Raw genomic sequence first — 25,807 nt, 5'->3', positions numbered from 1 at the left:
TTCTCGAAGTCAGAAATTAGGCGCAGTGTACCTGAATCAGCTGTGATTTGCTTGCCAACGCACAAACGACGGACGGCGGGAAGCCACCGCATCGGCCCAGCGCGTCGGTTCGGGCAGACGATAGCCTCGCATGCAGCGTTCGACCCACATTAAAGCGCTGTCCATGCCTACCCGGTGGCCGGTGCTAATAAACAGCGGGTTGCAGCGCACTTTGCTGCGCCAGACCCAAGCCAGTTGCTCATTTTTATCCATCAGCGGGGCCAGCGCACCGGGCTCATCACCCAGGTCGCCGATTTTGCCGCACAGCCGTTTTTTCGCCACCCCGATGGTCGGCACGTCGATCATCAGGCCAAAATGGCTGGCGACGCCGAGCCGCCGGGGATGGGAGATACCGTGGCCGTCAACAAACAACAGGTCCGGTTTTTGCGAAAGCTGCTCCCACGCCGCCAGCAGCGCAGGGGTTTCGCGAAACGAGAGAAAGCCGGGAATATAGGGCATGGAAGTGGCGACGCGCGCCACCTGATACTCCACCAGCTCCAGTTCAGGCCAGGTCAGCAGCACCATCGCAGCCCGGGTGATCTCCCCTTCCTGCTCAAACCCGACATCCGCGCCGCCGATCAACGTCGGTGGGTCACGATCCAGTCGATCCGCGCGCTCTACCGACGCGGCTAACTGTTGCTGCTGGATACGGAGTGCGGCTAAATCCATATGGCTGATCTCCTACTGGTGATAGGGTGCGGAAAGACGATGCACCGCTTTAACAAAGACGCCCGCATGCTCAGGGTCAACGTCCTGATGGATGCCGTGGCCGAGGTTAAAGACGTGGCCTTCCCCCTGACCAAAGCCGGCGAGGATGGTCGCGACTTCTTCTTCAATACGCGCGGGGGGCGCATAGAGCATGGACGGATCCATGTTGCCCTGCAGCGCGACTTTGTCGCCCACGCGACGACGGGCATCGGCAATATCGGTGGTCCAGTCGAGACCCAGCGCGTCACAGCCGGTCTCCGCCATCGCTTCCAGCCACTGACCGCCGCCTTTGGTGAACAAGGTCACCGGCACGCGGCGGCCTTCGTTTTCCCGCAGCAGGCCATCGACGATTTTATGCATATAGTAGAGGGAAAACTGCTGATAGTCGTGACCGGTCAGCACCCCGCCCCAGGTGTCAAAAATCATTACTGACTGCGCGCCGGCTTTGATCTGCGCGTTGAGGTACAGGGTGACGCTCTTCGCCAGTTTATCCAGCAGCGCGTGCAGCGCCTGCGGTTCGGCGTACATCATCTTTTTGATGACGGTGAAAGCCTTACTGCTGCCACCTTCCACCATGTAGGTCGCCAGCGTCCATGGGCTACCGGAAAAACCGATCAGCGGCACTTCGCCTTTCAGTTCACGGCGAATGGTGCGCACGGCATTCATCACGTAGCCCAGTTCCTGCTCGGGATCCGGGACTGGCAGCTTGTCGACGTCGGCTTTGCTTTTCACCGGCGAGGTGAAGCGCGGGCCTTCGCCTGCCTCAAAGTACAGCCCCAGCCCCATGGCGTCCGGGATGGTCAGGATGTCCGAAAAGAGGATCGCCGCGTCCAGCGGATAACGACGCAGCGGCTGGAGCGTCACTTCGCAGGCCAGCTCGGCATTTTTACACAGCGACATAAAGTCGCCCGCTTGCGCACGGGTGGCTTTGTACTCCGGTAAATAGCGGCCCGCCTGGCGCATCATCCACACCGGGGTGACATCAACCGGCTGACGCAGCAGCGCGCGCAGGTAACGATCGTTCTTCAGTTCGGTCATTTTTACATTCCTTTAGCGTTGATACGCCCAGTGTAACATGTCACTCGAACTCTGCCCGACACATCGCGACGGTATCTTCGATAAGCCGGCGCGCCACCGTACCTGGCGGCGGTAGAAGCGGCAGATCGTCGTAGCGGTACCAGTCCGCGCTGAGTAACTCTTTTTTATCCACCACGATATCGCCCTCTGCGTAATCCGCCATAAAGGCAGTCATCAGCGACTGCGGGAACGGCCAGGGTTGAGAAGTCACGTAGCGCAGATTTTTCACCTTGATACCGCTCTCCTCCATCACCTCACGGGCGACCGCCTGCTCAAGGGTTTCGCCAACTTCGACGAATCCGGCCAGCACGGTGTGTACCCCATTGCGATGTCGGGTATGTTGCGCCAGCAGGATCGCATCGTCGCGACGGATAGCGACGATAATGCACGGGGCGATTTGCGGATAGTAACGTTCACGGCAGTGGCTGCACAGCATCGCCCATTCACTTTTACTGGCATGCATCGGGTGGCCGCAGTAGCCGCAAAATTTATGCGATCGGTAAAATTCGGCAAGCTGGATCCCTCGCCCCGCCAGCTGGAATAGACCCGGATCCTGATCCAGCACCTGGCGTAACGATCCCATGTCATGGCGGCGATCCTGGCGCACCATCCAGACGGGCTCCCCCTGCCATTCGCCAATATGCAGCGCATGCTGGCCGACAAGATCGAAATTAACCGCTTCGCCATGTGGTAATTCTCCACCAGGCAACCATAATTTTTGTTCGTGACTGACAACCCACCAGCCGCGATCTAATTTTTCAATAATACGATCCATATCTATTGCACTACCTTTGCTTCACTGGCATGTTGTTAACATTATATTTACATTTTGGTGAGCAGATTTAAATCAAAACTAGCGGAGTCAATCATGCTAAACCAGCTGGAAAATCTGACGGAGCGCGTTGGCGGTAGTAATGAACTGGTCGATCGCTGGCTACAAGTGCGTAAGCATCTGCTCGTGGCTTACTACAATCTGGTTGGCCTGAAACCGGGCAAAGAGTCGTTTATGCGGCTAAACGAAAAGGCGCTGGATGACTTTTGCCAAAGTCTGGTGGATTACCTCTCGTCCGGTCATTTTAGTATTTATGAACGCATTATTGGCGAAATGGAAGGCGATACCCCACTTTTAGCCGCCACCCGGCTTTACCCGCAGCTGGAAGCCAATACCCAGCAGATGATGGACTACTACGATACCTGCCTCGAAAACGCCATTGATCATGATAACTACCTTGAATTTCAGCAGGCGCTGTCGGATATCGGCGAGTCGCTGGAAGCGCGTTTCGCCCTGGAAGATAAACTGATCGCCCTCGCCGTCGCCCATCACCTGAGCGATGAGGTGCGCGATAATATTGCCCCGACCGCTTGAGTTGTGCGCAATTAACGAGTAGTTTACCTCCATTCCCCCTCCCCGGAGGGGATGTCATCTTGTCGGAGTGCTTATTTTCCATGTGAAGGCTACATGGAAAAGGCTGAGACCGTTAATTCGGGATCCGCGGAACCTGATCAGGCTAATACCTGCGAAGGGAACAAGAGTAAACTGCTGTTCGCGTCAGTCCGTCAGGGCCGATCGCATCTGTTACTCCATCCGTCGTCTGACAAGCCATGTCCTTTATATCTGGAATGCGCTATGTCTACTACCAAACTGACCCGTCGTGAGCTACGCGAGCACGCGCAGCGATTTATCGATACGCTGGAAGGCGCTGCTTTTCCTAATTCGCGCCGTATCTACATTCAAGGTTCACAAGCGGATATCCGTGTCCCAATGCGCGAAATCCAGCTCAGCCCGACCCTCGTCGGCGGCGATAACGATAACCCCCATTACGAAGCCAACGAACCGATCCCGGTGTATGACACCTCCGGGCCTTATGGCGACCCGGATATTGGCATTGATGTCCGCCAGGGGCTGGCCAGGCTGCGCCAGCCGTGGATCGACGCACGTAATGACTGCGCCCCGCTCAGCGAACGCAGCTCGGCCTATACCAAAGCGCGGCTAGCCGATGACGGCCTCGATGAGCTGCGCTTCAATAGCCAGCTGACGCCAAAACGCGCCGTTGCCGGCAAATGTGTTACCCAACTGCACTACGCCCGCCAGGGGATCGTCACCCCGGAGATGGAGTTCATCGCCATACGCGAAAACATGGGCCGTGAACGTATTCGCAGCGAAGTTCTGCGCCAGCAGCATGCCGGAGAAGGCTTCGGCGCCCGCCTGCCGGAAAACATTACCCCCGAGTTCGTCCGCGATGAAGTGGCCGCCGGGCGCGCCATCATCCCGGCCAATATCAACCACCCGGAGTCTGAGCCGATGATTATCGGGCGCAACTTCCTGGTGAAAGTGAATGCTAATATCGGCAACTCAGCGGTGACCTCCTCCATCGAAGAAGAGGTCGAGAAACTGGTCTGGTCTACCCGCTGGGGCGCCGATACGGTGATGGATCTCTCTACCGGCCGCTATATCCACGAAACCCGCGAGTGGATCCTGCGTAACAGTCCGGTCCCCATCGGCACTGTGCCGATTTACCAGGCGCTGGAGAAGGTCAACGGCATCGCCGAGAACCTCACCTGGGAAGTCTTCCGCGATACCCTGCTGGAACAGGCCGAACAGGGAGTCGACTACTTCACCATTCACGCCGGCGTACTGCTGCGCTACGTCCCGATGACCGCGAAGCGTCTGACCGGCATCGTCTCGCGCGGCGGCTCGATCATGGCCAAATGGTGTCTGTCGCACCATCAGGAAAACTTCCTCTACCAGCATTTCCGCGAAATCTGCGAAATCTGCGCCGCCTATGACGTTTCGCTGTCGCTGGGCGATGGCCTGCGCCCCGGCTCCATTCAGGATGCCAACGACGAAGCACAGTTCTCCGAGCTGCGCACCCTCGGCGAGCTGACGAAAATCGCCTGGGAGTATGACGTGCAGGTGATGATCGAAGGTCCCGGCCACGTGCCGATGCAGATGATCCGCCGCAATATGACCGAAGAGCTGGAGCACTGCCACGAAGCGCCGTTCTACACCCTCGGGCCGCTCACCACCGACATTGCGCCGGGCTACGACCATTTCACCTCCGGCATCGGCGCGGCGATGATCGGCTGGTTCGGCTGCGCCATGCTGTGCTATGTCACGCCGAAAGAGCATCTCGGCTTGCCCAACAAAGAGGATGTGAAGCAGGGGTTGATTACCTACAAAATCGCCGCCCACGCCGCTGACCTGGCGAAAGGCCATCCAGGAGCGCAGATCCGCGATAACGCCATGTCGAAGGCGCGCTTCGAATTCCGCTGGGAAGACCAGTTTAACCTCGCGCTGGATCCGTTCACCGCTCGGGCCTATCACGATGAAACCCTGCCGCAGGAATCCGGCAAAGTTGCCCACTTCTGCTCCATGTGCGGTCCGAAATTCTGTTCAATGAAGATCACTCAGGAAGTCCGCGACTACGCCGCCAGGCAGGCCATCGACGCCGGCATGGCCGATATGTCGCATCACTTCCGCGCCCGCGGCGGCGAAATCTACCTGAAACAGGAGGAAGTCTGATGTATCAGCCTGATTTTCCACCCGTCCCGTTTCGTCTCGGGCTCTACCCGGTAGTGGACAGCGTGGCGTGGATTGAACGCCTGCTCGAAGCTGGAGTACGCACCCTTCAGTTACGCATCAAGGACCGACGCGACAGCGAGGTGGAGGATGACGTCATCGCCGCCATCGCCCTTGGCCGCCGCTATCACGCCCGGCTGTTCATTAACGATTACTGGCGACTGGCGATCAAGCACCAGGCCTACGGCGTACATCTCGGACAAGAAGATCTGGAAACCACCGATCTGAGCGCCATCCGCAAAGCCGGGCTACGTCTTGGCGTCTCCACCCATGACGATATGGAGATTGATATCGCCCTGGCGGCGCGTCCCTCTTACATCGCTCTGGGTCACGTCTTCCCGACGCAAACCAAACAGATGCCCTCCGCGCCGCAGGGACTCGAGCAGCTTGCCAGACATATCCAACGCCTGGCGGATTACCCCACCGTGGCGATCGGCGGAATTAGCCTTGAAAAGGCCCCGGCGGTGCTGGCGACCGGCGTCGGCAGCATCGCAGTGGTCAGCGCCATCACCCAGGCGGCGGACTGGCGGGCAGCGACCGACCAGCTGCTGGCGCTGGCAGGAGCGGGCGATGAATGATCACGACTTTATGCGCTATAGCCGCCAGCTGCTGCTGGAGGATATTGCCATCGAGGGTCAGCAGAAGCTGTTAGCCAGCCGGGTGCTGATTATCGGCCTTGGCGGGCTGGGCTCCCCGGCAGCGCTCTATCTGGCCGGGGCTGGCGTCGGGACGCTGACCCTGGCCGATGACGACGCCGTGCATCTCAGCAATCTGCAGCGGCAGATCCTGTTCACCAGCGCGGATATCGATCGGCCAAAAGCCGCGGCGGCAAAGACGCGGCTCAGCCAGCTAAATCCGCAGATCACACTGGTTGCGCTCCAGCAGCGCTTAAGCGGCGAGGCGCTGCGCGCCGAGGTGGCGAAAGCGGACGTGGTGCTGGACTGTACCGATAACATGGTCACCCGCCAGGCGATCAATGCCGCCTGCGTGGCCCTCGACATCCCGTTAGTGACCGCCAGCGCCGTCGGCTTCGGCGGTCAGCTGATGGTGCTCACCCCGCCCTGGACACAGGGCTGCTATCGCTGCCTGTGGCCGGATAGCGACGAACCGCAGCGCAACTGCCGCACCGCGGGGATCGTCGGCCCGGTGGTCGGCATGATGGGCACGCTGCAGGCGCTGGAGGCGATTAAGCTGCTCAGCGGCATGACGACGCCGCGCAACACACTGCGGCTGTTCGACGCCCGCACCAGCAGCTGGCGTAACCTGGCGCTACAGCGCTCCCGGGGCTGCCCGGTGTGCGGAGGGCGACATGCAGATCTGGTTTAACGACGAGCCGCTGGCGTGCGCCGACAATCTCAGCGTGAGCGCCCTGCTGACCCAGCTCGAACAGCTGCAGCCGGGCGTCGCGCTGGCGCTCAATCAACACATTCTGCCGCGCGATCGGTGGGAAGATCATCTCTTGCAGGAAGGCGATCGAGTCCTGCTTTTTCAGGTTATCGCTGGAGGCTGACATGTTACGTATTGCAGACAAAACATTTGAATCCCATCTTTTCACCGGTACCGGCAAATTCGCCGCCCCGGGGGTGATGGTTGAGGCGATTCGCGCCTCGGGCAGCCAGCTGGTCACCCTGGCAATGAAGCGCGTCGATTTACGTCAGCACAATGACGCCATCCTCGCCCCGCTGCTGGCGGCGGGGGTCAGCCTGCTGCCGAATACCTCGGGCGCCAAGACGGCGGAAGAGGCGGTGTTTGCCGCCCGCCTGGCACGGGAGGCTCTGGGCACCCACTGGCTGAAACTGGAGATCCACCCGGACGCCCGCTGGTTGCTGCCCGACCCGATTGAAACCCTGAAAGCGGCGGAGCTGCTGGTCCGCGAAGGGTTCGTGGTGCTGCCCTACTGCGGCGCCGACCCGGTGCTGTGTAAACGACTGGAAGAGGCTGGCTGCGCGGCGGTGATGCCCCTGGGCGCGCCGATCGGCTCAAATCAGGGGCTGGAAACCAAAGCCATGCTGGAGATTATTATCGAACAGGCGACGGTGCCGGTGGTCGTCGACGCCGGCATCGGCGTTCCGAGCCATGCGGCGCAGGCGCTGGAAATGGGAGCGGACGCGGTGCTGGTCAATACCGCTATTGCCGTCGCCGACGATCCCGTGGCCATGGCCCACGCCTTCCGTATGGCGGTCGAGGCCGGCTTGCTGGCCCGTCAGGCCGGACCGGGGGCGCGCAGCGCGCAGGCGCAGGCCACCAGCCCGCTCACCGGATTCCTGGAGGCGCTGGCATGAAAACCTTTAGCGATCGCTGGCGGCAGCTGGAGTGGGACGACATCCGCCTGCGCATCAACAGTAAAACCGCCGCCGATGTCGAACGGGCGCTGGCGGCCAAACAGCTGACCCGCGACGATATGATGGCACTGCTTTCGCCAGCGGCGGCCGGGTATCTTGAACCTCTGGCCCAGCGCGCGCAGCGGCTTACCCGCCAGCGCTTCGGCAATACCGTCAGCTTCTACGTGCCGCTGTATCTCTCCAACCTGTGCGCCAACGACTGCACCTACTGCGGCTTCTCGATGAGCAATCGCATTAAGCGCAAGACGCTGGATGCCGCCGAGATTGCCCGCGAGTGCGCCGCGATCCGCGACCTGGGTTTTGAGCATCTGCTGCTGGTAACCGGTGAGCATCAGGGCAAGGTGGGAATGGATTATTTCCGCCAGCACCTGCCGGCAATCCGCAGCCAGTTTGCCTCGCTGCAGATGGAGGTACAGCCGCTGGCGACCGACGAGTATGCCGAGCTGAAAACCCTGGGGCTCGACGGGGTGATGGTCTATCAGGAGACCTATCACGAAGGTATGTACGCCCAGCACCATCTGAAAGGGAAAAAACAGGATTTCTTCTGGCGGCTGGATACGCCGGATCGCCTGGGCGAGGCGGGGATCGATAAGATCGGCCTTGGCGCGCTGATCGGCCTTTCCGACAGCTGGCGAGTGGACTGCTTTATGGTCGCTGAGCACCTGTTGTGGCTGCAGCAACGCTACTGGCGCAGCCGCTATTCGGTCTCCTTCCCGCGTCTGCGTCCCTGCGCCGGCGGCATTGAACCAGCCTCGCTAATGGATGAGCGTCAGCTAGTGCAGACCATCTGCGCCTTCCGCCTGCTGGCGCCGGAGGTTGAGCTGTCGCTATCCACCCGCGAATCCCCCTGGTTCCGCGACCGGGTGATCCCGCTGGCGATCAATAACGTCAGCGCCTTCTCCAAAACCCAGCCCGGGGGTTACGCCGACGATCATCCGGAGCTTGAGCAGTTCGCGCCGCACGATGGCCGTCGACCTGAAGAAGTCGCCAGCGCGCTGACTGCCCGCGGCCTGCAGCCGGTATGGAAAGACTGGGACAGCTGGCTGGGACGCGCCTCGCAAACTTCATGATGAACAGTGTAAGCGCCTGATATTTTTGCGCGCCTGCACGAGAGATGAAAAACGGGAACTGGCCCGCCAGGCGCCCTTTTTCTATTCTGCCCGGGTCAGCAGCGGACGCTGACCAGGGCGAACCTTTTCTTCCTCATTTTCGCCCTGCCTCTCCGCGCTGAACGAGGGCCTGTGCATTATCGCCGAATATAAATCACGATACATGAAGGCCTCAGAGTTATAATTGAGCAATAGTTAACTGATTCGATCGGCAGGCGCCGCAGTCACAACCTGCGTTCGGACCCATGGTTTATACATCCGGGACGATTAACGATTCATGGCCCTACACAACAGAAAGCTCTCTTTCACGACGCCGATCGTCGTGGGGTTTGCCGGCATCTTGCTCAGTTTTATGCTGATCGCTATTTTTGTCACCCTGGCGCAGCGGAAAGATTTTCTTGAAGATTATCACGACATTAACCGCAACTTTACCCACAACCTGGCGATCAACTACACGGAAACCCTGCTGCGGGAAAATGATTTTATCCTTGGGCGCGCGGTCGCCTTCTTTGCCCGCAATGACGAACTGAATCGCGCAGTCAATGTGGAGCCGGAGAAAGGATTAACGACGCTGATGCAGTTACAGAACATGATGCCGAGCGTCTCATCCATCTCACTGGCGGATACCGAGGGCCACTACCTGCGCGCCCCGGAGGTGCTGGAAAATGAAGACAGCCGGGCTTTCGATCCCAGAACGCGGCCCTGGTTTATCAAACAGGCGGAAGCCAGCACCTTCAGCCACTACACCAGCCCATATATGGATTTTTTTACCCACCATCCGACGATTACCATTTTCAAACCCATCATCACCCCGGAAGGGAAACTCAAGGGCAGCCTGGCCTTTCATCTTGATCTCACCTCCATGGGGTTCGCGCTGCGTCAGATGGTGGCCCCCGTACAGGGCGAGTTTTTTGTGGTGCAGCGTGATGGTAAAGTGGTCCTGCACTCCGACCCAGGTGCGCTGTTTAAACCCTTCGTCAGTAATGAGCTGATGGATAAAATGACCAGCGGCGAGGGGCAGCTTTACGATCCCGGAAGCGACACCTGGTATTACTATTACTCCTTTACCAATCCCGACTGGTTTGTGATTTTCCGTGTTGATAACACCACCCTGGTCAATCTGACGCGCCATGAAACCAATTTAGTGATCGGCGGTTTTGCCCTCGCGGCGATCATCATCATCCTGTTCGGCCTTTATCTGCGTCATGCCTCCCGCACCGTGCTGATGAATATCATCAATGCGATTAAAACCGGCGACGTCAAACGCGCCCCCCGCCTCGAGGCGATGCTGAGTAAAGCCATTGAAACTAATAAGCAGCGCGAGCTGACCTACGTCCGCCAGGCGACCATCGACGCGCTCACCGGCTGCAAGAACCGCCGCGCCTTCGATAGTGATATTGCCGCGCTGATGAACGATCATCAGCCGTTCGCCCTCGCGCTGGTCGATATCGATAACTTCAAATCGATCAACGACACCTGGGGTCACCTCAACGGCGATATCGTTCTGCGAAACGTCGCCCGCGAAGGACTGCAGGTCCTCCAGCCGCTGGAGATATCCCTCTATCGCTATGGTGGCGAAGAGTTCGCGGTGGTCTTTCCTGCCGAACATATTGATAACGCCCGCACGCTGCTGGAAACATGGCGGGTAAACGTCGAACGGCGCACCTGGCGCGAAGATGGCCTGACGGTCACCTTCAGCGCCGGGCTGGGGGAATGGAACATGGAGCCGCTGGATAAGCTGGTGGTGAGCGTCGATGAAGCGCTGTACAAAGCCAAACAGCAGGGTAAAAACCGCATCCTGCGCGCCTAGGGCTTCAGCGCCGCAACCGCCCACTTCGGTGGGCTTTTTTATTTTTTTCGGCAAAAATGAAACCGGTTTCAATTTTTGTGTGATGACTTACACACAATCACGGTAAAGCGGTTGTCGCATCGCCAGGGCCGCGATAAAGATAGGACATCACGGAACACAAGGGCCACTGACTATGAAGAATATCGTTTTGTGCTGTGCCGCCGGTATGTCTACCAGCATGCTGGTTCAGCGTATGCAAGATGCCGCGCAGAAGAAAGGTGTTGAAGTCTCCATCAAGGCCGTACCGGTCGCCGAGTTTAAAGATAATCTGGCCGCCGCCGACATTATTCTGCTCGGCCCGCAGGTGAAATATGAGCAGGCGAAGCTGCAGGCGCTGGCCGACCCGTTCGGCAAAAAGGTCGCCGTGATCGATATGATGGACTACGGCATGATGAAAGGTGATGCCGTTCTGGATAAAGCCCTTAAGATGCTGGAGTAATCGATGGAAGATTTAGAAACGATCATCATGGAGCTGCTGGTTAACGCGGGTTCTGCGCGCAGCGCGGCGCTCACGGCGCTACAGCTGGCGCGGAAAGGCGATTTTGCCGCAGCGGAGCAGGCCATGGCCGAGTCCCATGAGTTCGTCAAACATGCGCATAAAATTCAGACCCAGCTTATCGGCCTGGATGAAGGCAGCGGTAAGTTACCGGTCAACCTGATCACCGTGCATTCTCAGGACCATCTGATGAACGCCATGGTCATTCAGGATCTGGCGACCGATATGATTGAACTATACCGTCGCCTGCCCCTCGCACAATAATCTCTCGAATTTAACGGGCGTCGCTGCCGGCGCCCGTCCCCGCTTACAGAAAGCCGTACATCGCTGCGAATACCCAGCCAAACACGCAGGAGACGCCAACGCCGATGAGCCCGGGCAGGATAAAGCTGTGGTTAATCACAAAGCGGCCAATATGGGTGGTCCCTGAGCGGTCAAACTGGATCGCCGCCAGATCGCTTGGGTAGGTCGGCAGTATATAGTAGCCATAGCAGGCCGGCGCAGAAGCCACGATATAGGCCGGATCAACGCCGATGGCCAGGGCCACCGGAACAATCGCCGCCAGCGCTGCCGCCTGCGAGTTCACAAACTTCGAAACCAGCAGCAGAACGATGGCATAGGCCCATGGATACTCTTTGACCATCTCCCCGAGCACGCCTTTAATCTCGGTCATGTGCGCGCCAAACATGGTCTCCGCCATCCAGGCGATGCCGTACACCGCGACGATAGCGATCATTCCCGAACGAAAGACCTCATTTTTGGAAATCGATGCCGGGTTGGTTTTAGTAATGATGATAATCAGCGCCCCGGAAAGCAGCATAAACATCTGGATCACCAGCACCATCGACAGCGGTTTACCGTCAAAGGCCGGACGCAGTTCAGAGAAGGCGCCAAGCAGCGCCACCACAGCGATGGAGGCCAGAAAAATCCACATCGCTATCCAGTTGCTGGTGGGCAGCTTTTTATCCAGCAGCGTCGCCGTATCGCCATAGACGTAATGGCGGTTCTCCGGTACCGCAATAAACGCCTGGAAGGCTTCGTCTTTATCCAGATCTTTGCCGCGGAACCAGCTGAAGATGCCGATCGCTAAAATGCCCAGCAGCGTGGACGGAATGGTTATCGCCAGCAGATCGAGAAACTCCAGATGTTTACCGTTAAAGGTAAAATTCCCCAGCATCGCCACCAGCGAAACCACCGCCACCGAGACCGGGCTGGCGATGATCCCCATCTGGGCGCCAATGGAGCTGGCGGCCATCGGACGCTCCGGGCGAATGTTATTCTTGATCGCCACATCGTAGATAATCGGCAGGATGGTATACACCACGTGACCGGTACCGCAGAGGATGGTCAGCGTGCAGGTGACGAAAGGCGCCACAATAGAGACATATTTTGGGTTACGCCGCAGCAGCTTCTCAGCAATCTGCAGCATGACATCCAGACCGCCGGATGCCTGCAGCGTCGCCGAGGCCGCCACCACCGCAATGATCACCAGCATCACATCAACCGGCGGTTTGCCCGGCTCGAGATGAAAAACAAAAACGAGGATCACCAAACCGATGCCGCCCAGCAGCCCCAGCGCAATACCGCCTTTTCGGGCACCATAAAACAGACAAATTAAGATAATAATGAGTTGTATCGCGAATTCCATGCAGCCCCCAGAGCCTGTCCGCTCAGACTTAAAGTAATGATCCATACCTGTCTGCCGGGGTTATTTCTGCGCCTTGTTGGGGGAAGCATGAGATGCAGCGATCCCTCTCCAGAGCCGTCGCGCCGAAGATAAAGCAGCAGCAGTAATCCCATGATTCATCAGGTATTTTGAATATATCCTCTTTGAATTGATTATTTTTTGATATGAGTAGAAGTTTTACCCATATATAAAGAAAGGTTTTTTGAGGTGATAGATTAATGGATATTTTGTATGAATTAATTGCTAAAAAATTGCAGCCTGGATATGGCGTAAATGTAATTAAAGACGGGTGCTGCGGAGAACAGGCAATAAAAAAGCCGGTCAGGAAACCTGACCGGCTTTTCAGCAGTGCATCAACGATTAATCGTTGTCAGAACCGCCCAGACCTGCGTTCAGCAGCTCTGCCAGGTTGGCAGATGCTTCTTCCACGCTCACCTGCGGTGCCGCCGGCAGTTCGCCAGCAGCGCGACGGCGCATACGATCCTGGTGGTACGCATAACCGGTACCGGCCGGGATCAGACGACCCACGATGACGTTCTCTTTCAGACCGCGCAGTTCGTCGCGTTTGCCCGCAACGGCTGCTTCGGTCAGCACGCGAGTGGTCTCCTGGAACGATGCCGCGGAGATGAAGGACTCGGTGGCCAGAGACGCTTTGGTGATACCCAGCAGATCACGGGAGAACGTTGCGCCCACTTTGCCGTTCGCTTCCAGTTCGCGGTTCGCGATCTTGACGCGGGAGTATTCCACCTGCTCGCCTTCGAGGAAGTCGGAGCTGCCTGCGCTTTCGATGGTGGCTTTACGCAGCATCTGACGAACGATAACTTCGATGTGTTTATCGTTAATCTTAACGCCCTGCAGACGGTATACGTCCTGGACTTCGTTAACAATGTAACGGGTCACAGCATGTACGCCACGCAGACGCAGAATGTCGTGCGGCGCTTCCGGACCGTCGGAAACCACGTCACCACGTTCTACACGTTCACCTTCGAACACGTTGAGCTGACGCCATTTCGGAATCATCTCTTCGTACGGTTCGCTACCGTCTACCGGGGTGATAACCAGGCGACGTTTCCCTTTGGTTTCTTTACCGAAGGAAATGATACCGCTGATTTCAGCCAGGATTGCCGGCTCTTTCGGACGACGTGCTTCGAACAGGTCCGCAACGCGCGGCAGACCACCGGTGATGTCCTTGGTACCGCCGGATTCCTGCGGAATACGCGCCAGGGTGTCACCAGAGCTGATCTGTACGCCATCTTCCAGCTGAACAATCGCTTTACCCGGCAGGAAGTACTGAGCAGGCATATCGGTACCTGGGATCAGAACGTCGTTGCCCTGAGCATCAACGATTTTCAGCGCCGGACGCAGATCTTTACCACCTGCGGTACGTTCTGCAGAGTCCAGAACCACCAGCGAAGACAGACCGGTCAGCTCGTCGGTCTGACGAGTAATGGTCTGGCCGTCGATCATGTCAGTGAAGCGGATGAAACCACTCACTTCGGTGATAACCGGCATGGTGTGCGGATCCCAGTTTGCGACGGTTTCACCGCCGGCAACCTGCTCACCGTCGCCTTTCGCCATAACCGCACCGTAAGGCACTTTATAGCTCTCTTTGGTACGACCGAATTCGTCGATCAGTTTCAGCTCGGTGTTACGGGAAGTGATAACCAGTTTACCGCTGGAGTTCACAACCGACTTCGCGTTGCTGAGCTTGATGCTACCTTTGTTTTTCACCTGGATGCTGGATTCAGCAGCCGCACGAGATGCCGCACCACCGATGTGGAACGTACGCATCGTCAGCTGTGTACCCGGCTCACCGATGGACTGTGCCGCGATAACGCCGATAGCCTCACCTTTGTTGATGATGTGGCCACGCGCCAGGTCACGACCATAGCAGTGCGCACATACACCAAAGTCGGTGTCACAGGATACAACGGAACGCACTTTGACGGAGTCAACGGAGTTCGCTTCCAGCAGGTCACACCAGTGCTCGTGCAGCAGCGTGTTGCGTGGAACCAGAATATCCGCGGTACCCGGCTTCAGCACGTCTTCCGCAGTCACACGACCCAGTACGCGATCGCGCAGCGGCTCTTTAACGTCGCCACCTTCGATAACCGGCGTCATGGTGATGCCTTCCAGGGTGCCGCAGTCGTCTTCAGTGACGACCAGGTCCTGGGCAACGTCGACCAGACGACGAGTCAGGTAACCGGAGTTCGCTGTTTTCAGTGCGGTATCCGCCAGACCTTTACGCGCACCGTGCGTGGAGATGAAGTACTGGAGTACGTTCAGACCTTCACGGAAGTTCGCGGTGATCGGCGTTTCGATGATGGAGCCATCCGGCTTCGCCATCAGACCACGCATACCGGCCAGCTGACGAATCTGTGCAGCAGAACCACGCGCACCGGAGTCGGCCATCATGTAGATGCTGTTGAAGGAAACCTGCTGCTCTTCCTGACCGTCACGGTTAATCACGGTTTCGGTTTGCAGGTTATCCATCATCGCTTTGGATACACGATCGTTCGCCGCAGCCCAGATATCGATAACTTTGTTGTAGCGTTCGCCCGCGGTCACCAGACCGGACTGGAACTGTTCCTGAATCTCAGCAACTTCCGCTTCCGCTTCGCTGATGATTTCGTATTTTTTCTCCGGGATGACCATGTCATCGATACCAACGGATGCACCTGAACGCGCTGCGTAAGCAAAGCCGGTGTACATCGTCTGGTCCGCGAAAATAACGGTCGGTTTCAGGCCCAGAATACGGTAACAGGTGTTCAGCATCTTGGAGATCGCTTTCTTACCGAGCGCCTGGTTCACGATAGAGAACGGCAGACCTTTCGGTACGATCATCCACAGAATGGCACGGCCAATGGTCGTGTCTTTCAGGCTGGTTTTCGCGACAAACTCACCATTGTCGTCTTTTTCGTATTCAGTGATACGCACTTTAACGCGCGCATGCAGAGAGGCCAGGCCGGCGCGATAAATACGCTCAGCTTCTTTCGGGCCAGTCAGCACCATGCCTTCGCCTTTGGCGTTAACACTGTCACGGGTCATGTAGTACAGACCCAGTACAACGTCCTGAGACGGAACGATGATTGGTTCGCCGTTCGCCGGGGACAGGATGTTGTTGGTAGACATCATCAGCGCACGCGCTTCCAGCTGGGCTTCCAGCGTCAGCGGTACGTGAACAGCCATCTGGTCACCATCGAAGTCGGCGTTGTATGCCGCACAAACCAGCGGGTGCAGCTGGATGGCTTTACCTTCGATCAGAACCGGTTCGAATGCCTGAATACCCAGACGGTGCAGGGTCGGCGCACGGTTCAGCAGAACCGGGTGTTCGCGGATCACTTCGTCCAGGATATCCCAAACGACAGCTTCTTCGCGCTCAACCATCTTCTTAGCGGCTTTGATGGTGGTGGCCAGGCCACGCAGTTCCAGCTTGCCGTAGATGAACGGTTTGAACAGCTCCAGCGCCATTTTCTTCGGCAGACCGCACTGATGCAGACGCAGGTATGGACCTACGGTGATAACAGAACGACCGGAGTAGTCAACGCGCTTACCGAGCAGGTTCTGACGGAAACGACCCTGTTTACCTTTGATCATATCGGCCAAAGATTTCAGAGGACGTTTGTTAGAACCGGTGATCGCACGACCGCGACGACCGTTGTCCAGCAGGGCATCTACCGCTTCCTGCAGCATACGTTTTTCGTTGCGTACGATGATATCCGGCGCAGCCAGATCCAGCAGACGTTTCAGACGGTTGTTACGGTTGATCACGCGACGATACAGATCGTTGAGGTCAGACGTCGCGAAACGACCGCCATCCAGCGGAACCAGCGGACGCAGATCTGGCGGCAGTACCGGCAGAACGGTCAGGATCATCCACTCCGGCTTGTTGCCAGACTGTACGAAAGCTTCCAGCAGCTTAATGCGCTTGGTCAGCTTTTTACGCTTGGTTTCGGAGTTGGTTTCGTTCAGCTCTTCACGCAGCTGCTCGCACTCCTGCTCCAGATCCATATTGCGCAGCAGCGCCTGGATCGCTTCCGCACCCATCTTCGCGTCGAATTCGTCACCGAACTCTTCCAGCGCGTCCAGGTACTGTTCTTCCGTCAGAATCTGGTTGCGTTCGAGGTTGGTCATGCCACCTTCGATAACCACATAGGATTCAAAGTACAGTACACGTTCGATATCGCGCAGCGGCATATCCAGCAGCAGGCCGATACGGGACGGCAGAGATTTCAGGAACCAGATGTGCGCAGTCGGACATGCCAGCTCGATGTGGCCCATGCGCTCACGACGCACTTTAGTCTGGGTCACTTCAACGCCGCACTTCTCACAGATCACACCGCGGTGTTTCAGGCGCTTGTACTTACCGCACAGGCACTCATAGTCTTTTACCGGCCCAAAGATACGGGCGCAGAAAAGGCCGTCACGCTCAGGTTTGAACGTACGGTAGTTAATGGTTTCCGGCTTTTTAACTTCACCGAAAGACCATGAACGGATCATGTCTGGCGAAGCCAGAGCAATTTTGATCGCATCAAACTCTTCGGTTTTAGTTTGCGCTTTCAGAAACTTTAATAAGTCTTTCACGGATTTGCTCCCGTCGGAGTTAGCACATTCCGCTGCCGGGCGTTAACCCGGCAGCAGTGACCTGTTTGAGCGAGAATTACTCGTCTTCCAGTTCGATGTTGATGCCCAGCGAGCGAATTTCTTTCAACAGTACGTTGAAGGATTCCGGCATGCCCGGTTCCATCTGGTGATTGCCGTCCACGATGTTTTTATACATCTTAGTACGACCGTTCACGTCATCAGACTTAACGGTGAGCATTTCCTGCAGGGTGTAAGCTGCGCCGTATGCTTCCAGCGCCCACACTTCCATCTCACCGAAGCGCTGACCACCGAACTGCGCCTTACCACCCAGCGGCTGCTGAGTAACCAGGCTGTAAGAACCGGTGGAACGCGCGTGCATTTTGTCGTCGACCAGGTGGTTCAGTTTCAGCATGTACATGTAACCCACGGTTACCGGACGCTCGAACTGCTCACCGGTGCGGCCGTCGAACAGGGTGATCTGACCGGAAGTCGGCAGGTCGCCCAGCTGCAGCAGCGCTTTAATTTCCGCTTCTTTCGCACCGTCGAACACCGGCGTTGCGATCGGCATACCTTTACGCAGGTTTTCAGCCAGACGCAGAACTTCTTCATCGCTGAAGGTATTCAGGTCAACTTTCTGACGAACGTCAGCGCCCAGATCGTAGGCACGCTGGATGAACTCGCGCAGTTTCGCGACTTCCTGCTGCTGTTTCAGCATGGCGTTGATCTTATCGCCGATGCCTTTCGCAGCCATACCCAGGTGAGTTTCCAGGATCTGACCGATGTTCATACGAGACGGTACGCCCAGCGGGTTGAGGACGATATCTACCGGCGTACCGTTAGCATCGTGCGGCATATCTTCGATCGGGTTGATCTTAGAGATAACACCCTTGTTACCGTGACGACCCGCCATCTTGTCACCAGGCTGGATACGGCGTTTAACGGCCAGGTATACCTTAACAATCTTCAGCACGCCCGGTGCCAGATCGTCGCCTTGGGTGATTTTGCGGCGTTTCGCTTCGAGTTTTTTCTCGAACTCGTGTTTCAGTTCGTCGTACTGCTCAGCCAGCTGTTCCAGCTGATTTTGTTTCTCTTCGTCGGTCAGGCCCAGTTCCAGCCAGCGATCGCGCGGCAGTTTGTCGAGCTTCTCAGCTTCAACGCCACCGGAGACCAGCACCGCGTAGATACGACTGAACAGACCGGCTTCGAGGATCTGCAGTTCTTCAGACAGGTCTTTTTTGGCCTGCTTCAGCTGCATCTCTTCGATTTCCAGCGCACGTTTGTCTTTTTCTACGCCGTCACGGGTAAAGACCTGAACGTCGATAACGGTACCAGAGACACCGTTCGGTACGCGCAGAGAGGAGTCTTTAACGTCAGACGCTTTCTCACCGAAGATCGCACGCAGCAGTTTCTCTTCCGGCGTCAGCTGGGTTTCACCTTTCGGCGTAACCTTACCAACCAGAATGTCGCCGCCGGTCACTTCCGCACCGATATAAACGATACCGGACTCATCCAGTTTGGAGAGCGCAGCTTCACCCACGTTCGGGATGTCAGCGGTGATCTCTTCCGGCCCCAGCTTGGTGTCACGGGACACGCACGCCAGTTCCTGAATGTGGATAGTGGTGAAACGGTCTTCCTGGACAACACGCTCGGAAACGAGGATGGAGTCTTCGAAGTTGTAGCCGTTCCACGGCATGAACGCTACGCGCATGTTCTGACCCAGCGCCAGCTCACCGAGGTCGGTGGACGGGCCGTCGGCCAGCACGTCGCCGCGCTCAATAGGTTCGCCCAGGGACACGCAAGGCATCTGGTTGATGCAGGTGTTCTGGTTAGAACGGGTGTACTTAGTCAGGTTATAGATGTCGATACCTGCTTCGCCCGGGTACATCTCGTCTTCGTTAACTTTGATAACGATACGGGAGGCATCCACGTACTGAACAGTACCGCCACGTTTAGCCACCGCAGTAACACCGGAGTCGACGGCCACAGCACGTTCCATACCGGTACCAACCAGCGGCTTATCAGCGCGCAGAGTCGGAACGGCCTGACGTTGCATGTTTGCACCCATCAATGCACGGTTGGCGTCATCGTGTTCCAGGAACGGGATCAGGGACGCACCGACGGATACCACCTGCTGGGTGGATACGTCCATGTAGTCAACCTGGTCACGGCTGAACAAGCTGGATTCGCCTTTGCTACGGCAGGTCACCAGGTCTTCTACGAAGTGGCCGTTTTCATCCAGGTTGGAGTTCGCCTGAGCGATAACGTAGTTGCCTTCTTCGATAGCAGACAGGTAGTGAATTTCGTCAGTAACCACACCGTCGGTCACTTTACGATACGGCGTCTCAAGGAAGCCATATTCGTTGGTCTGCGCGTACACGGACAGGGAGTTGATCAGACCGATGTTCGGACCTTCAGGCGTTTCGATTGGACATACGCGACCATAGTGAGTCGGGTGTACGTCTCGAACTTCGAAGCCTGCGCGCTCACGGGTCAGACCGCCTGGGCCGAGTGCGGAGATACGACGTTTGTGCGTGATCTCAGACAGCGGGTTGTTCTGGTCCATAAACTGAGACAGCTGGCTGGAACCAAAGAACTCTTTCACTGCTGCGGAAATCGGCTTGGCGTTGATCATATCCTGAGGCATCAGGGTATCCAGATCGCCCAGAGACAGACGCTCTTTCACCGCACGCTCTACACGTACCAGGCCAACGCGGAACTGGTTCTCCGCCATTTCGCCAACGGAACGGATACGACGGTTACCGAGGTGGTCGATATCGTCCACTTCGCCTTTACCGTTACGGATATCGATGAGCTTCTTCATCACTTCAATGATGTCGTCTTTGCTCAGGATACCGGAACCTTCGATTTCGTCGCGCAGCAGAGAACGGTTGAACTTCATACGACCAACCGCGGACAGATCGTAGCGGTCTTCGGAGAAGAACAGGTTCTCAAACAGGCTTTCAGCGGCTTCACGAGTCGGCGGCTCGCCAGGGCGCATCATGCGGTAGATTTCTACCAGCGCGCTCAGACGATCGTTAGTCGGGTCGACGCGTACCGTTTCAGAGATGTATGGACCGTGGTCCAGATCGTTAGTGAACAGCGTTTCGATGCGCTTGTGGCCAGACTGGCTCAGCTTAGCCAGCAGATCCAGGCTCAGCTCCATGTTCGCCGGGCAGATCAGTTCGCCAGTCGCTTCATCGATATAGTCTTTAGCCGCCACTTTGCCCGCGATATATTCAACCGGCACTTCGATATGCTTGATATCGTCTTTTTCCAGCTGACGGATATGACGAGCCGTGATGCGACGGCCTTTCTCAACGTACACTTTGCCGTTGGCTTCGATATCGAAGGAGGCGGTTTCGCCGCGCAGACGCTCCGGAATCAGCTCCATCTGCAGCTTGTTGTCGCGAATTTCAAAGACCACTTTTTCGAAGAACAGGTCAAGGATCTGCTCAGTGGTGTAATTCAGCGCGCGCAGGATGATGGTAGCCGGCAGCTTACGACGACGGTCGATACGAACGAACAGGTTGTCTTTCGGGTCGAATTCGAAGTCCAGCCAGGAACCACGGTAAGGGATGATGCGTGCGTTATACAGAACCTTACCGGATGAGTGAGTCTTACCTTTGTCACTGTCAAAGAAGACGCCCGGGCTACGGTGCAGCTGAGAAACGATAACACGCTCGGTACCGTTGATGACAAAGGTACCGTTGTCGGTCATGAGCGGGATTTCGCCCATGTAGACTTCTTGTTCTTTAATGTCTTTGACGGTGCCTTCCGGCGCTTCGCGCTCGTAGATCACCAGACGCAGTTTTACGCGCAGCGGTGCAGAGTAAGTCACGCCACGGATCTGACATTCTTTAACGTCAAAAACCGGTTCGCCCAGACGGTAGCTGACGTATTGCAGCTCGGAATTACCGCTGTAGCTCTGAATTGGGAATACGGAACGGAAAGCAGCTTCCAGACCATACTGCCCTTCAGGATCTTGCTCGATAAACTTCTGGAACGAGTCAAGCTGGATAGAAAGGAGATATGGCACATCCAGAACTTGTGGACGTTTACCAAAATCCTTACGAATACGTTTTTTCTCGGTATAGGAGTAAACCATAGGGTTCCTCAGCTCGCTGACAAGTCGACCCATCTGCCCGCAGAGGGCAGTTTTTTATGCAACACTATTTTGTTGACCGGAAAATGGAACACTTTCCGCAATGCCTGTTGCTATCACGCTTAAACCATTTCATTGCGATTTACACAGCCCAGGAACCCTAACCTGTCGCAGTATATTAAGTCGTCGATAGAAACAAGCATTGAGAGGCAAACCAGTAGTCAAACAGCGTGAAACGCTACTGGCGCCTTACAGCGCAAAAAGGCTGGTGACCAAAAAGTCACCAGCCTCAGCCTGATTTCTCAGGCTGCAACCGGAAGGGTTGGCTTATTTAACTTCAACTTCAGCGCCAGCTTCTTCCAGAGATTTTTTCAGAGCTTCAGCGTCGTCTTTGCTGATGCCTTCTTTCAGTGCAGCCGGAGCAGATTCTACCAGGTCTTTAGCTTCTTTCAGACCCAGGCCAGTCGCGCCACGTACTGCTTTGATAACAGCAACTTTGTTAGCGCCAGCAGCTTTCAGAATTACGTCGAATTCAGTTTTTTCTTCAGCAGCTTCAACCGGGCCAGCAGCTACAGCTACAGCAGCAGCAGCGGAAACACCGAATTTTTCTTCCATTGCAGAGATCAGCTCAACAACGTCCATTACGGACATAGCGGATACTGCTTCAATGATTTGATCTTTAGTGATAGACATTTAAATTGTTCCTGAATATCAGAATAAGTTTATACGTAAGCGAATGCTTTAAAAAGATAACTGCGATTAAGCAGCTTCTTTCGCATCGCGTACAGCAGCCAGAGTACGAACCAGTTTGCCAGCCGAAGCTTCTTTCATGGTTGCCATCAGGCGTGCAATTGCTTCTTCGTAGGTCGGCAGAGTTGCCAGGCGGTCGATCTGCGACGCCGGGATCAGCTCACCTTCAAAGGCAGCGGCTTTGACCTCAAATTTTGCATTCGCTTTCGCGAACTCTTTGAACAGACGAGCAGCAGCGCCCGGGTGTTCCATAGAGTATGCAATCAGGGTCGGACCAACAAACGTGTCTTTCAGGCACTCGAACTGAGTACCTTCTACGACGCGGCGCAGCAGGGTGTTACGAACAACACGCATGTATACGCCAGCTTCACGACCTGCTTTACGCAGTTCAGTCATTTTATCTACAGTTACGCCACGGGAATCCGCAACTACTGCAGACAGCGCGCCTTTGGCTACTTCGCTGACTTCAGCAACAATCGCTTGTTTGTCTTGAAGATTTAAAGCCATTAGCTTTGCTCCTGGATGTTTGCCAGAGCCTATGCTCTGGAACTCACTTCACTCAATTCAACGAAAAGAGCGTCTAAATACGGTGAGCAGAAACAAGCCAGAATATCCAAAAATAATCTTAGCGTTCTGTCACCGTCTACGCAGGGCATTAAGTTTCTTGCGAAACACCTGCGGTCTTCGACGGAGGTCTGGATAGGCCAGACTCCAACGAACAATTCGGTTACCTGCTAACCTTAGTTAGCAAACGTGGGCGAAGATTGTAGACAAAATCACCGCCCACGTAAAGGCATTAGTTTGCAGAAGCGTTCAGGCCAGCCTGATCTACTGCAACACCTGCACCCATGGTGGTGGAGATGCTAACTTTCTTGATGTACACGCCTTTCGCCTGAGTCGGTTTTGCTTTTTTCAGCGCAACCAGCAGAGCTTCCAGGTTTTCTTTCAGTTTGTCAGCGTCAAAGTCCACTTTACCGATGGTGGTGTGGATGATGCCGTTTTTGTCGTTACGGTAACGAACCTGACCTGCTTTCGCGTTTTTAACCGCTTCAGCAACGTTCGGAGTTACGGTACCCACTTTCGGGTTCGGCATCAGGCCACGCGGACCCAGAACCTGGCCCAGCTGGCCAACAACGCGCATTGCATCTGGAGAAGCAATAACAACGTCAAAGTTCATTTCGCCTTTTTTGATCTGCTCAGCCAGATCTTCCATACCTACCAGCTCAGCGCCTGCAGCTTTAGCAGCTTCAGCGTTTGCGCCTTGGGTAAATACGGCTACGCGAACGGAACGGCCAGTACCGTGCGGCAGTACAGTTGCGCCACGGACGTTCTGGTCAGATTTACGAGCGTCGATGCCGAGGTTAACGGCAACGTCTACGCTTTCGGTAAATTTAGCGGTGGCCAGCTCTTTCAGCAGAGCGATGGCTTCGTTGATGTCGTACTGTTTAGTTGCATCAACTTTCTCACGGATCACGCGCATGCGCTTGGTCAGTTTAGCCATTTCTTAGTCCTCCACTACCAGGCCCATGGAACGTGCAGTACCTTCGATGGAGCGAGTCATCGCTTCAATGTCGGCACCAGTCATGTCGGCAGCTTTGGTCTGCGCGATTTCCTGCAGCTGAGCGCGGGAGATTTTACCCACTTTATCTTTGTTCGGCTTACCGGAACCAGACTTGATGCCTGCAGCTTTCTTCAGCAGAACAGCAGCCGGCGGAGTCTTGGTAACAAAGGTAAAGGAACGGTCAGCGTAAACGGTGATAACAACCGGGATCGGCAGACCTTTCTCCAGGGAATCAGTTTTGGCGTTGAACGCTTTGCAGAATTCCATGATGTTCACGCCCTGCTGACCCAGTGCTGGGCCGACCGGCGGGCTCGGGTTCGCCATACCAGCTGCAACCTGCAGCTTGACGTAGGCTTGGACTTTCTTAGCCATTCTTAAATCCTCAAATTGGGTATTAACGCTTCAGAGAAGCTCCCCGTGATTAAACATCGTTTTACGGGCCGGGCCCATAAAAACAAAAGGCGCGAAATTGTATGCCAATTTCGCGCCCTATGCAACGATTAAATCGCTGCTTTTTTGATCGCCGGCTTACGCCTTCTCAACCTGGCTGAAGTCCAGTTCTACCGGAGTCGCACGACCGAAGATAGAAACGGAAACTTTCAGGCGGGACTTCTCATAGTCCACTTCTTCAACCACACCGTTAAAGTCAGCGAACGGACCGTCGTTAACGCGAACCATTTCGCCCGGTTCAAACAGCGTTTTCGGACGCGGCTTATCGCCAACCTGCTGCAGACGATTCATGATGGCGTCGACTTCTTTGTCGCTGATCGGCGCCGGACGGTCAGAGGTACCGCCGATGAAGCCCATCACGCGCGGCACGCTGCGCACCAGGTGCCAGCTTGCGTCGTTCATGACCATCTGGACCAGAACGTAGCCTGGGAAGAATTTACGTTCGCTTTTGCGACGCTGGCCGCCACGGATCTCAACCACTTCTTCGGTCGGGACCATGACTTCGCCAAATAACTCTTCCATGTTGTGTAATTTGATATGTTCACGCAGCGACGTGGCTACGCGACCTTCAAAACCGGAAAACGCCTGAACGACGTACCAGCGCTTTTTAGGAGCTTCAGACATCTCAGAACCTCAGGCCAGTGATAAAGGAGACCAGGCGAACCAGAATACCATCCAGTCCCCACAGGATCAGTGACATTACTGCAGTCACAGCAGCAACAATCAGCGTAGTATGCAGCGTTTCCTGGCGAGTCGGCCAAATCACTTTACGAACTTCGGTTCTCGCTTCGCGAGCAAAAGCAACGGTCGCCTTACCTTTCGTCGTCAACAGCGCGACGCCACCGGCAGCAGCAATAAGAATAACCACGGCCAGCGCACGCACCGCCAGCATAATGTCGCGATAAAGGAAGTTGCCCACGATCGCCACGATCAGCAGCACGGCAACGATAATCCACTTCATCGCTTCCAGGCCGCGCCCGCTCCCTTGAGCTTCGGTATTCGCACTCATAAACCAACCTGTCAGAAGTATTCTACAAACAATTTCACCCCGCGGGGGCGAGGCGATCCAAACCGAAATTAAGTTTCGGATTATACACTTAACTATTCAAATTGCTTCAACGCTGACGGCTCTGTCGCCCCTGCCCTGCTAACGCAAAGGAGGATGCTGATTGCCGTCGCACTATCGCTCGAATGGTTTGGTGTATAAACGCCCTCTTCAGAGCCTGTCTCAGCAATGATTATGACAAATAAAATCACTGATGAGCCAGGTTCTGGTGTGAAAGCGTGCAAAAAGGGCATCAAATGATGCCCTTTTATTGCGCATTGCGTCAAATGTTATCAGCGATTAGCCGAGAACTTTAGCAACCACGCCCGCGCCAACGGTACGACCGCCTTCACGGATTGCGAAACGCAGACCATCGTCCATCGCGATCGGGTGGATCAGGGTAACAACCATTTTGATGTTGTCGCCCG

General features: G+C 56.0%; 22 protein-coding genes, 1 pseudogene and 1 riboswitch. Of the genes and pseudogenes, 10 read left to right on the top strand and 13 right to left on the bottom strand.

Annotation, left to right across the window (positions count from 1 at the left end; translation table 11 throughout):
• Nucleotides 1-36 precede the first annotated feature (36 nt).
• Genes nfi through nudC form a run of 3 tightly spaced genes read right to left on the bottom strand, consistent with a single transcriptional unit; the run spans nucleotide 37 to nucleotide 2,599 of the window.
• Complete coding sequence (gene nfi, locus ABLV76_RS07855; protein ID WP_004206743.1) at nucleotides 37-708, bottom strand: deoxyribonuclease V; 672 nt, start codon at nucleotides 706-708, stop codon at nucleotides 37-39.
• A gap of 12 nt (nucleotides 709-720) precedes the next feature.
• The gene (hemE, locus tag ABLV76_RS07850) at nucleotides 721-1,785 is read right to left on the bottom strand and encodes a uroporphyrinogen decarboxylase (RefSeq protein ID WP_348878268.1); all 1,065 of its coding nucleotides are present in this window, start codon (nucleotides 1,783-1,785) and stop codon (nucleotides 721-723) included.
• A 40-nt stretch (nucleotides 1,786-1,825) separates the two neighbouring features.
• Nucleotides 1,826-2,599 carry an NAD(+) diphosphatase gene (gene nudC, locus ABLV76_RS07845; protein WP_004206745.1) on the bottom strand — a complete coding sequence of 258 codons (774 nt, stop codon included), beginning with the start codon at nucleotides 2,597-2,599 and terminating at the stop codon, nucleotides 1,826-1,828.
• Nucleotides 2,600-2,692: 93 nt separating this feature from the next.
• On the opposite strand from nudC, the gene ABLV76_RS07840 reads away from it, so the two are divergent.
• The 10 genes from ABLV76_RS07840 to ABLV76_RS07795 all read left to right on the top strand — a co-directional run bounded on the left by ABLV76_RS07840 (nucleotide 2,693) and on the right by ABLV76_RS07795 (nucleotide 11,464).
• Entirely contained in the window at nucleotides 2,693-3,190 is a 498-nt protein-coding gene (locus tag ABLV76_RS07840; RefSeq protein ID WP_004206746.1) for an Rsd/AlgQ family anti-sigma factor, read from the top strand.
• A 53-nt stretch (nucleotides 3,191-3,243) separates the two neighbouring features.
• Nucleotides 3,244-3,367: riboswitch (TPP riboswitch) on the top strand.
• Nucleotides 3,368-3,451: 84 nt separating this feature from the next.
• Nucleotides 3,452-5,347: a phosphomethylpyrimidine synthase ThiC gene (gene thiC, locus ABLV76_RS07835; RefSeq protein ID WP_023319462.1), complete on the top strand. Its 1,896-nt coding sequence runs from the start codon at nucleotides 3,452-3,454 to the stop codon at nucleotides 5,345-5,347.
• Nucleotides 5,347-5,982, top strand: a complete 636-nt coding sequence (gene thiE, locus ABLV76_RS07830) for a thiamine phosphate synthase (RefSeq protein WP_017901116.1) — start codon at nucleotides 5,347-5,349, stop codon at nucleotides 5,980-5,982. The genes thiC and thiE overlap by 1 nt, the downstream gene beginning before the upstream one ends.
• The gene (gene thiF, locus ABLV76_RS07825) at nucleotides 5,975-6,730 is read left to right on the top strand and encodes a thiazole biosynthesis adenylyltransferase ThiF (RefSeq protein WP_004206749.1); all 756 of its coding nucleotides are present in this window, start codon (nucleotides 5,975-5,977) and stop codon (nucleotides 6,728-6,730) included. The genes thiE and thiF overlap by 8 nt, the downstream gene beginning before the upstream one ends.
• Nucleotides 6,714-6,914 (top strand): sulfur carrier protein ThiS, encoded by a 201-nt coding sequence (thiS, locus tag ABLV76_RS07820; protein ID WP_004206750.1) that lies wholly within the window; start codon nucleotides 6,714-6,716, stop codon nucleotides 6,912-6,914. The genes thiF and thiS overlap by 17 nt, the downstream gene beginning before the upstream one ends.
• Nucleotide 6,915: 1 nt before the next feature.
• A complete protein-coding gene (gene thiG / locus ABLV76_RS07815; protein ID WP_032456545.1) occupies nucleotides 6,916-7,686 on the top strand; it encodes a thiazole synthase in 771 nt (256 codons plus the stop codon).
• A complete protein-coding gene (gene thiH / locus ABLV76_RS07810) occupies nucleotides 7,683-8,816 on the top strand; it encodes a 2-iminoacetate synthase ThiH (protein ID WP_264923652.1) in 1,134 nt (377 codons plus the stop codon). Before thiG ends, thiH begins: the two co-directional genes overlap by 4 nt.
• Before the next feature lie 316 nt (nucleotides 8,817-9,132).
• Nucleotides 9,133-10,665 carry a sensor domain-containing diguanylate cyclase gene (locus ABLV76_RS07805; protein WP_004206753.1) on the top strand — a complete coding sequence of 511 codons (1,533 nt, stop codon included), beginning with the start codon at nucleotides 9,133-9,135 and terminating at the stop codon, nucleotides 10,663-10,665.
• A gap of 172 nt (nucleotides 10,666-10,837) precedes the next feature.
• Nucleotides 10,838-11,143, top strand: a complete 306-nt coding sequence (locus tag ABLV76_RS07800; RefSeq protein WP_002884150.1) for a PTS sugar transporter subunit IIB — start codon at nucleotides 10,838-10,840, stop codon at nucleotides 11,141-11,143.
• 3 nt (nucleotides 11,144-11,146) lie between these two features.
• A complete protein-coding gene (locus ABLV76_RS07795; RefSeq protein ID WP_004206755.1) occupies nucleotides 11,147-11,464 on the top strand; it encodes a PTS lactose/cellobiose transporter subunit IIA in 318 nt (105 codons plus the stop codon).
• Nucleotides 11,465-11,507: 43 nt separating this feature from the next.
• Here ABLV76_RS07795 and dcuB read toward each other — a convergent pair whose 3' ends face one another.
• From dcuB to tuf, 10 genes and pseudogenes are all read right to left on the bottom strand, one after another.
• Nucleotides 11,508-12,848, bottom strand: coding sequence for an anaerobic C4-dicarboxylate transporter DcuB (dcuB, locus tag ABLV76_RS07790; RefSeq protein ID WP_128336702.1), 1,341 nt, complete (start codon nucleotides 12,846-12,848; stop codon nucleotides 11,508-11,510).
• A gap of 399 nt (nucleotides 12,849-13,247) precedes the next feature.
• On the bottom strand, nucleotides 13,248-17,471 hold the full coding sequence (gene rpoC / locus ABLV76_RS07785) for a DNA-directed RNA polymerase subunit beta' (RefSeq protein ID WP_004206757.1): 4,224 nt from the start codon (nucleotides 17,469-17,471) through the stop codon (nucleotides 13,248-13,250).
• Between the two features lie 76 nt (nucleotides 17,472-17,547).
• Nucleotides 17,548-21,576 (bottom strand): DNA-directed RNA polymerase subunit beta, encoded by a 4,029-nt coding sequence (rpoB, locus tag ABLV76_RS07780; protein WP_004206758.1) that lies wholly within the window; start codon nucleotides 21,574-21,576, stop codon nucleotides 17,548-17,550.
• Between the two features lie 324 nt (nucleotides 21,577-21,900).
• Nucleotides 21,901-22,266 (bottom strand): 50S ribosomal protein L7/L12, encoded by a 366-nt coding sequence (gene rplL / locus ABLV76_RS07775; RefSeq protein ID WP_002884142.1) that lies wholly within the window; start codon nucleotides 22,264-22,266, stop codon nucleotides 21,901-21,903.
• 66 nt (nucleotides 22,267-22,332) lie between these two features.
• Entirely contained in the window at nucleotides 22,333-22,830 is a 498-nt protein-coding gene (gene rplJ / locus ABLV76_RS07770; RefSeq protein WP_001207203.1) for a 50S ribosomal protein L10, read from the bottom strand.
• Nucleotides 22,831-23,119: 289 nt separating this feature from the next.
• Entirely contained in the window at nucleotides 23,120-23,824 is a 705-nt protein-coding gene (rplA, locus tag ABLV76_RS07765) for a 50S ribosomal protein L1 (protein ID WP_002884036.1), read from the bottom strand.
• 3 nt (nucleotides 23,825-23,827) lie between these two features.
• Nucleotides 23,828-24,256: a 50S ribosomal protein L11 gene (gene rplK / locus ABLV76_RS07760; RefSeq protein ID WP_002884034.1), complete on the bottom strand. Its 429-nt coding sequence runs from the start codon at nucleotides 24,254-24,256 to the stop codon at nucleotides 23,828-23,830.
• Between the two features lie 156 nt (nucleotides 24,257-24,412).
• Entirely contained in the window at nucleotides 24,413-24,958 is a 546-nt protein-coding gene (gene nusG / locus ABLV76_RS07755; RefSeq protein WP_001287521.1) for a transcription termination/antitermination protein NusG, read from the bottom strand.
• Between the two features lies 1 nt (nucleotide 24,959).
• Complete coding sequence (secE, locus tag ABLV76_RS07750) at nucleotides 24,960-25,343, bottom strand: preprotein translocase subunit SecE (protein WP_002883772.1); 384 nt, start codon at nucleotides 25,341-25,343, stop codon at nucleotides 24,960-24,962.
• 336 nt (nucleotides 25,344-25,679) lie between these two features.
• Nucleotides 25,680-25,807, bottom strand: a pseudogene (gene tuf / locus ABLV76_RS07745) (elongation factor Tu); the annotation flags it as partial.

The organism is Klebsiella sp. GB_Kp047, from assembly GCF_040065235.1.
Taxonomy (GTDB): domain Bacteria; phylum Pseudomonadota; class Gammaproteobacteria; order Enterobacterales; family Enterobacteriaceae; genus Klebsiella; species Klebsiella quasipneumoniae.
The sequence above is the reverse complement of the archived record's forward strand: the minus strand, read 5'-3'. Positions and strand labels throughout refer to the sequence as shown.

Bases quoted from the DNA above. Each gene is read 5' to 3' on its own strand.
- nudC (WP_004206745.1), bottom strand. From the start codon at position 2,599: ATGGATCGTATTATTGAAAAATTAGATCGCGGCTGGTGGGTTGTCAGT.
- ABLV76_RS07840 (WP_004206746.1), top strand. From the start codon at position 2,693: ATGCTAAACCAGCTGGAAAATCTGACGGAGCGCGTTGGCGGTAGTAAT.
- rplA (WP_002884036.1), bottom strand. From the start codon at position 23,824: ATGGCTAAACTGACCAAGCGCATGCGCGTGATCCGTGAGAAAGTTGAT.
- ABLV76_RS07800 (WP_002884150.1), top strand. From the start codon at position 10,838: ATGAAGAATATCGTTTTGTGCTGTGCCGCCGGTATGTCTACCAGCATG.
- hemE (WP_348878268.1), bottom strand. From the start codon at position 1,785: ATGACCGAACTGAAGAACGATCGTTACCTGCGCGCGCTGCTGCGTCAG.
- rplK (WP_002884034.1), bottom strand. From the start codon at position 24,256: ATGGCTAAGAAAGTCCAAGCCTACGTCAAGCTGCAGGTTGCAGCTGGT.
- thiH (WP_264923652.1), top strand. From the start codon at position 7,683: ATGAAAACCTTTAGCGATCGCTGGCGGCAGCTGGAGTGGGACGACATC.
- rplL (WP_002884142.1), bottom strand. From the start codon at position 22,266: ATGTCTATCACTAAAGATCAAATCATTGAAGCAGTATCCGCTATGTCC.
- thiE (WP_017901116.1), top strand. From the start codon at position 5,347: ATGTATCAGCCTGATTTTCCACCCGTCCCGTTTCGTCTCGGGCTCTAC.
- dcuB (WP_128336702.1), bottom strand. From the start codon at position 12,848: ATGGAATTCGCGATACAACTCATTATTATCTTAATTTGTCTGTTTTAT.
- thiF (WP_004206749.1), top strand. From the start codon at position 5,975: ATGAATGATCACGACTTTATGCGCTATAGCCGCCAGCTGCTGCTGGAG.
- nusG (WP_001287521.1), bottom strand. From the start codon at position 24,958: ATGTCTGAAGCTCCTAAAAAGCGCTGGTACGTCGTTCAGGCGTTTTCC.
- secE (WP_002883772.1), bottom strand. From the start codon at position 25,343: ATGAGTGCGAATACCGAAGCTCAAGGGAGCGGGCGCGGCCTGGAAGCG.
- rplJ (WP_001207203.1), bottom strand. From the start codon at position 22,830: ATGGCTTTAAATCTTCAAGACAAACAAGCGATTGTTGCTGAAGTCAGC.
- thiS (WP_004206750.1), top strand. From the start codon at position 6,714: ATGCAGATCTGGTTTAACGACGAGCCGCTGGCGTGCGCCGACAATCTC.
- nfi (WP_004206743.1), bottom strand. From the start codon at position 708: ATGGATTTAGCCGCACTCCGTATCCAGCAGCAACAGTTAGCCGCGTCG.
- thiG (WP_032456545.1), top strand. From the start codon at position 6,916: ATGTTACGTATTGCAGACAAAACATTTGAATCCCATCTTTTCACCGGT.
- thiC (WP_023319462.1), top strand. From the start codon at position 3,452: ATGTCTACTACCAAACTGACCCGTCGTGAGCTACGCGAGCACGCGCAG.
- rpoB (WP_004206758.1), bottom strand. From the start codon at position 21,576: ATGGTTTACTCCTATACCGAGAAAAAACGTATTCGTAAGGATTTTGGT.
- ABLV76_RS07795 (WP_004206755.1), top strand. From the start codon at position 11,147: ATGGAAGATTTAGAAACGATCATCATGGAGCTGCTGGTTAACGCGGGT.
- ABLV76_RS07805 (WP_004206753.1), top strand. From the start codon at position 9,133: ATGGCCCTACACAACAGAAAGCTCTCTTTCACGACGCCGATCGTCGTG.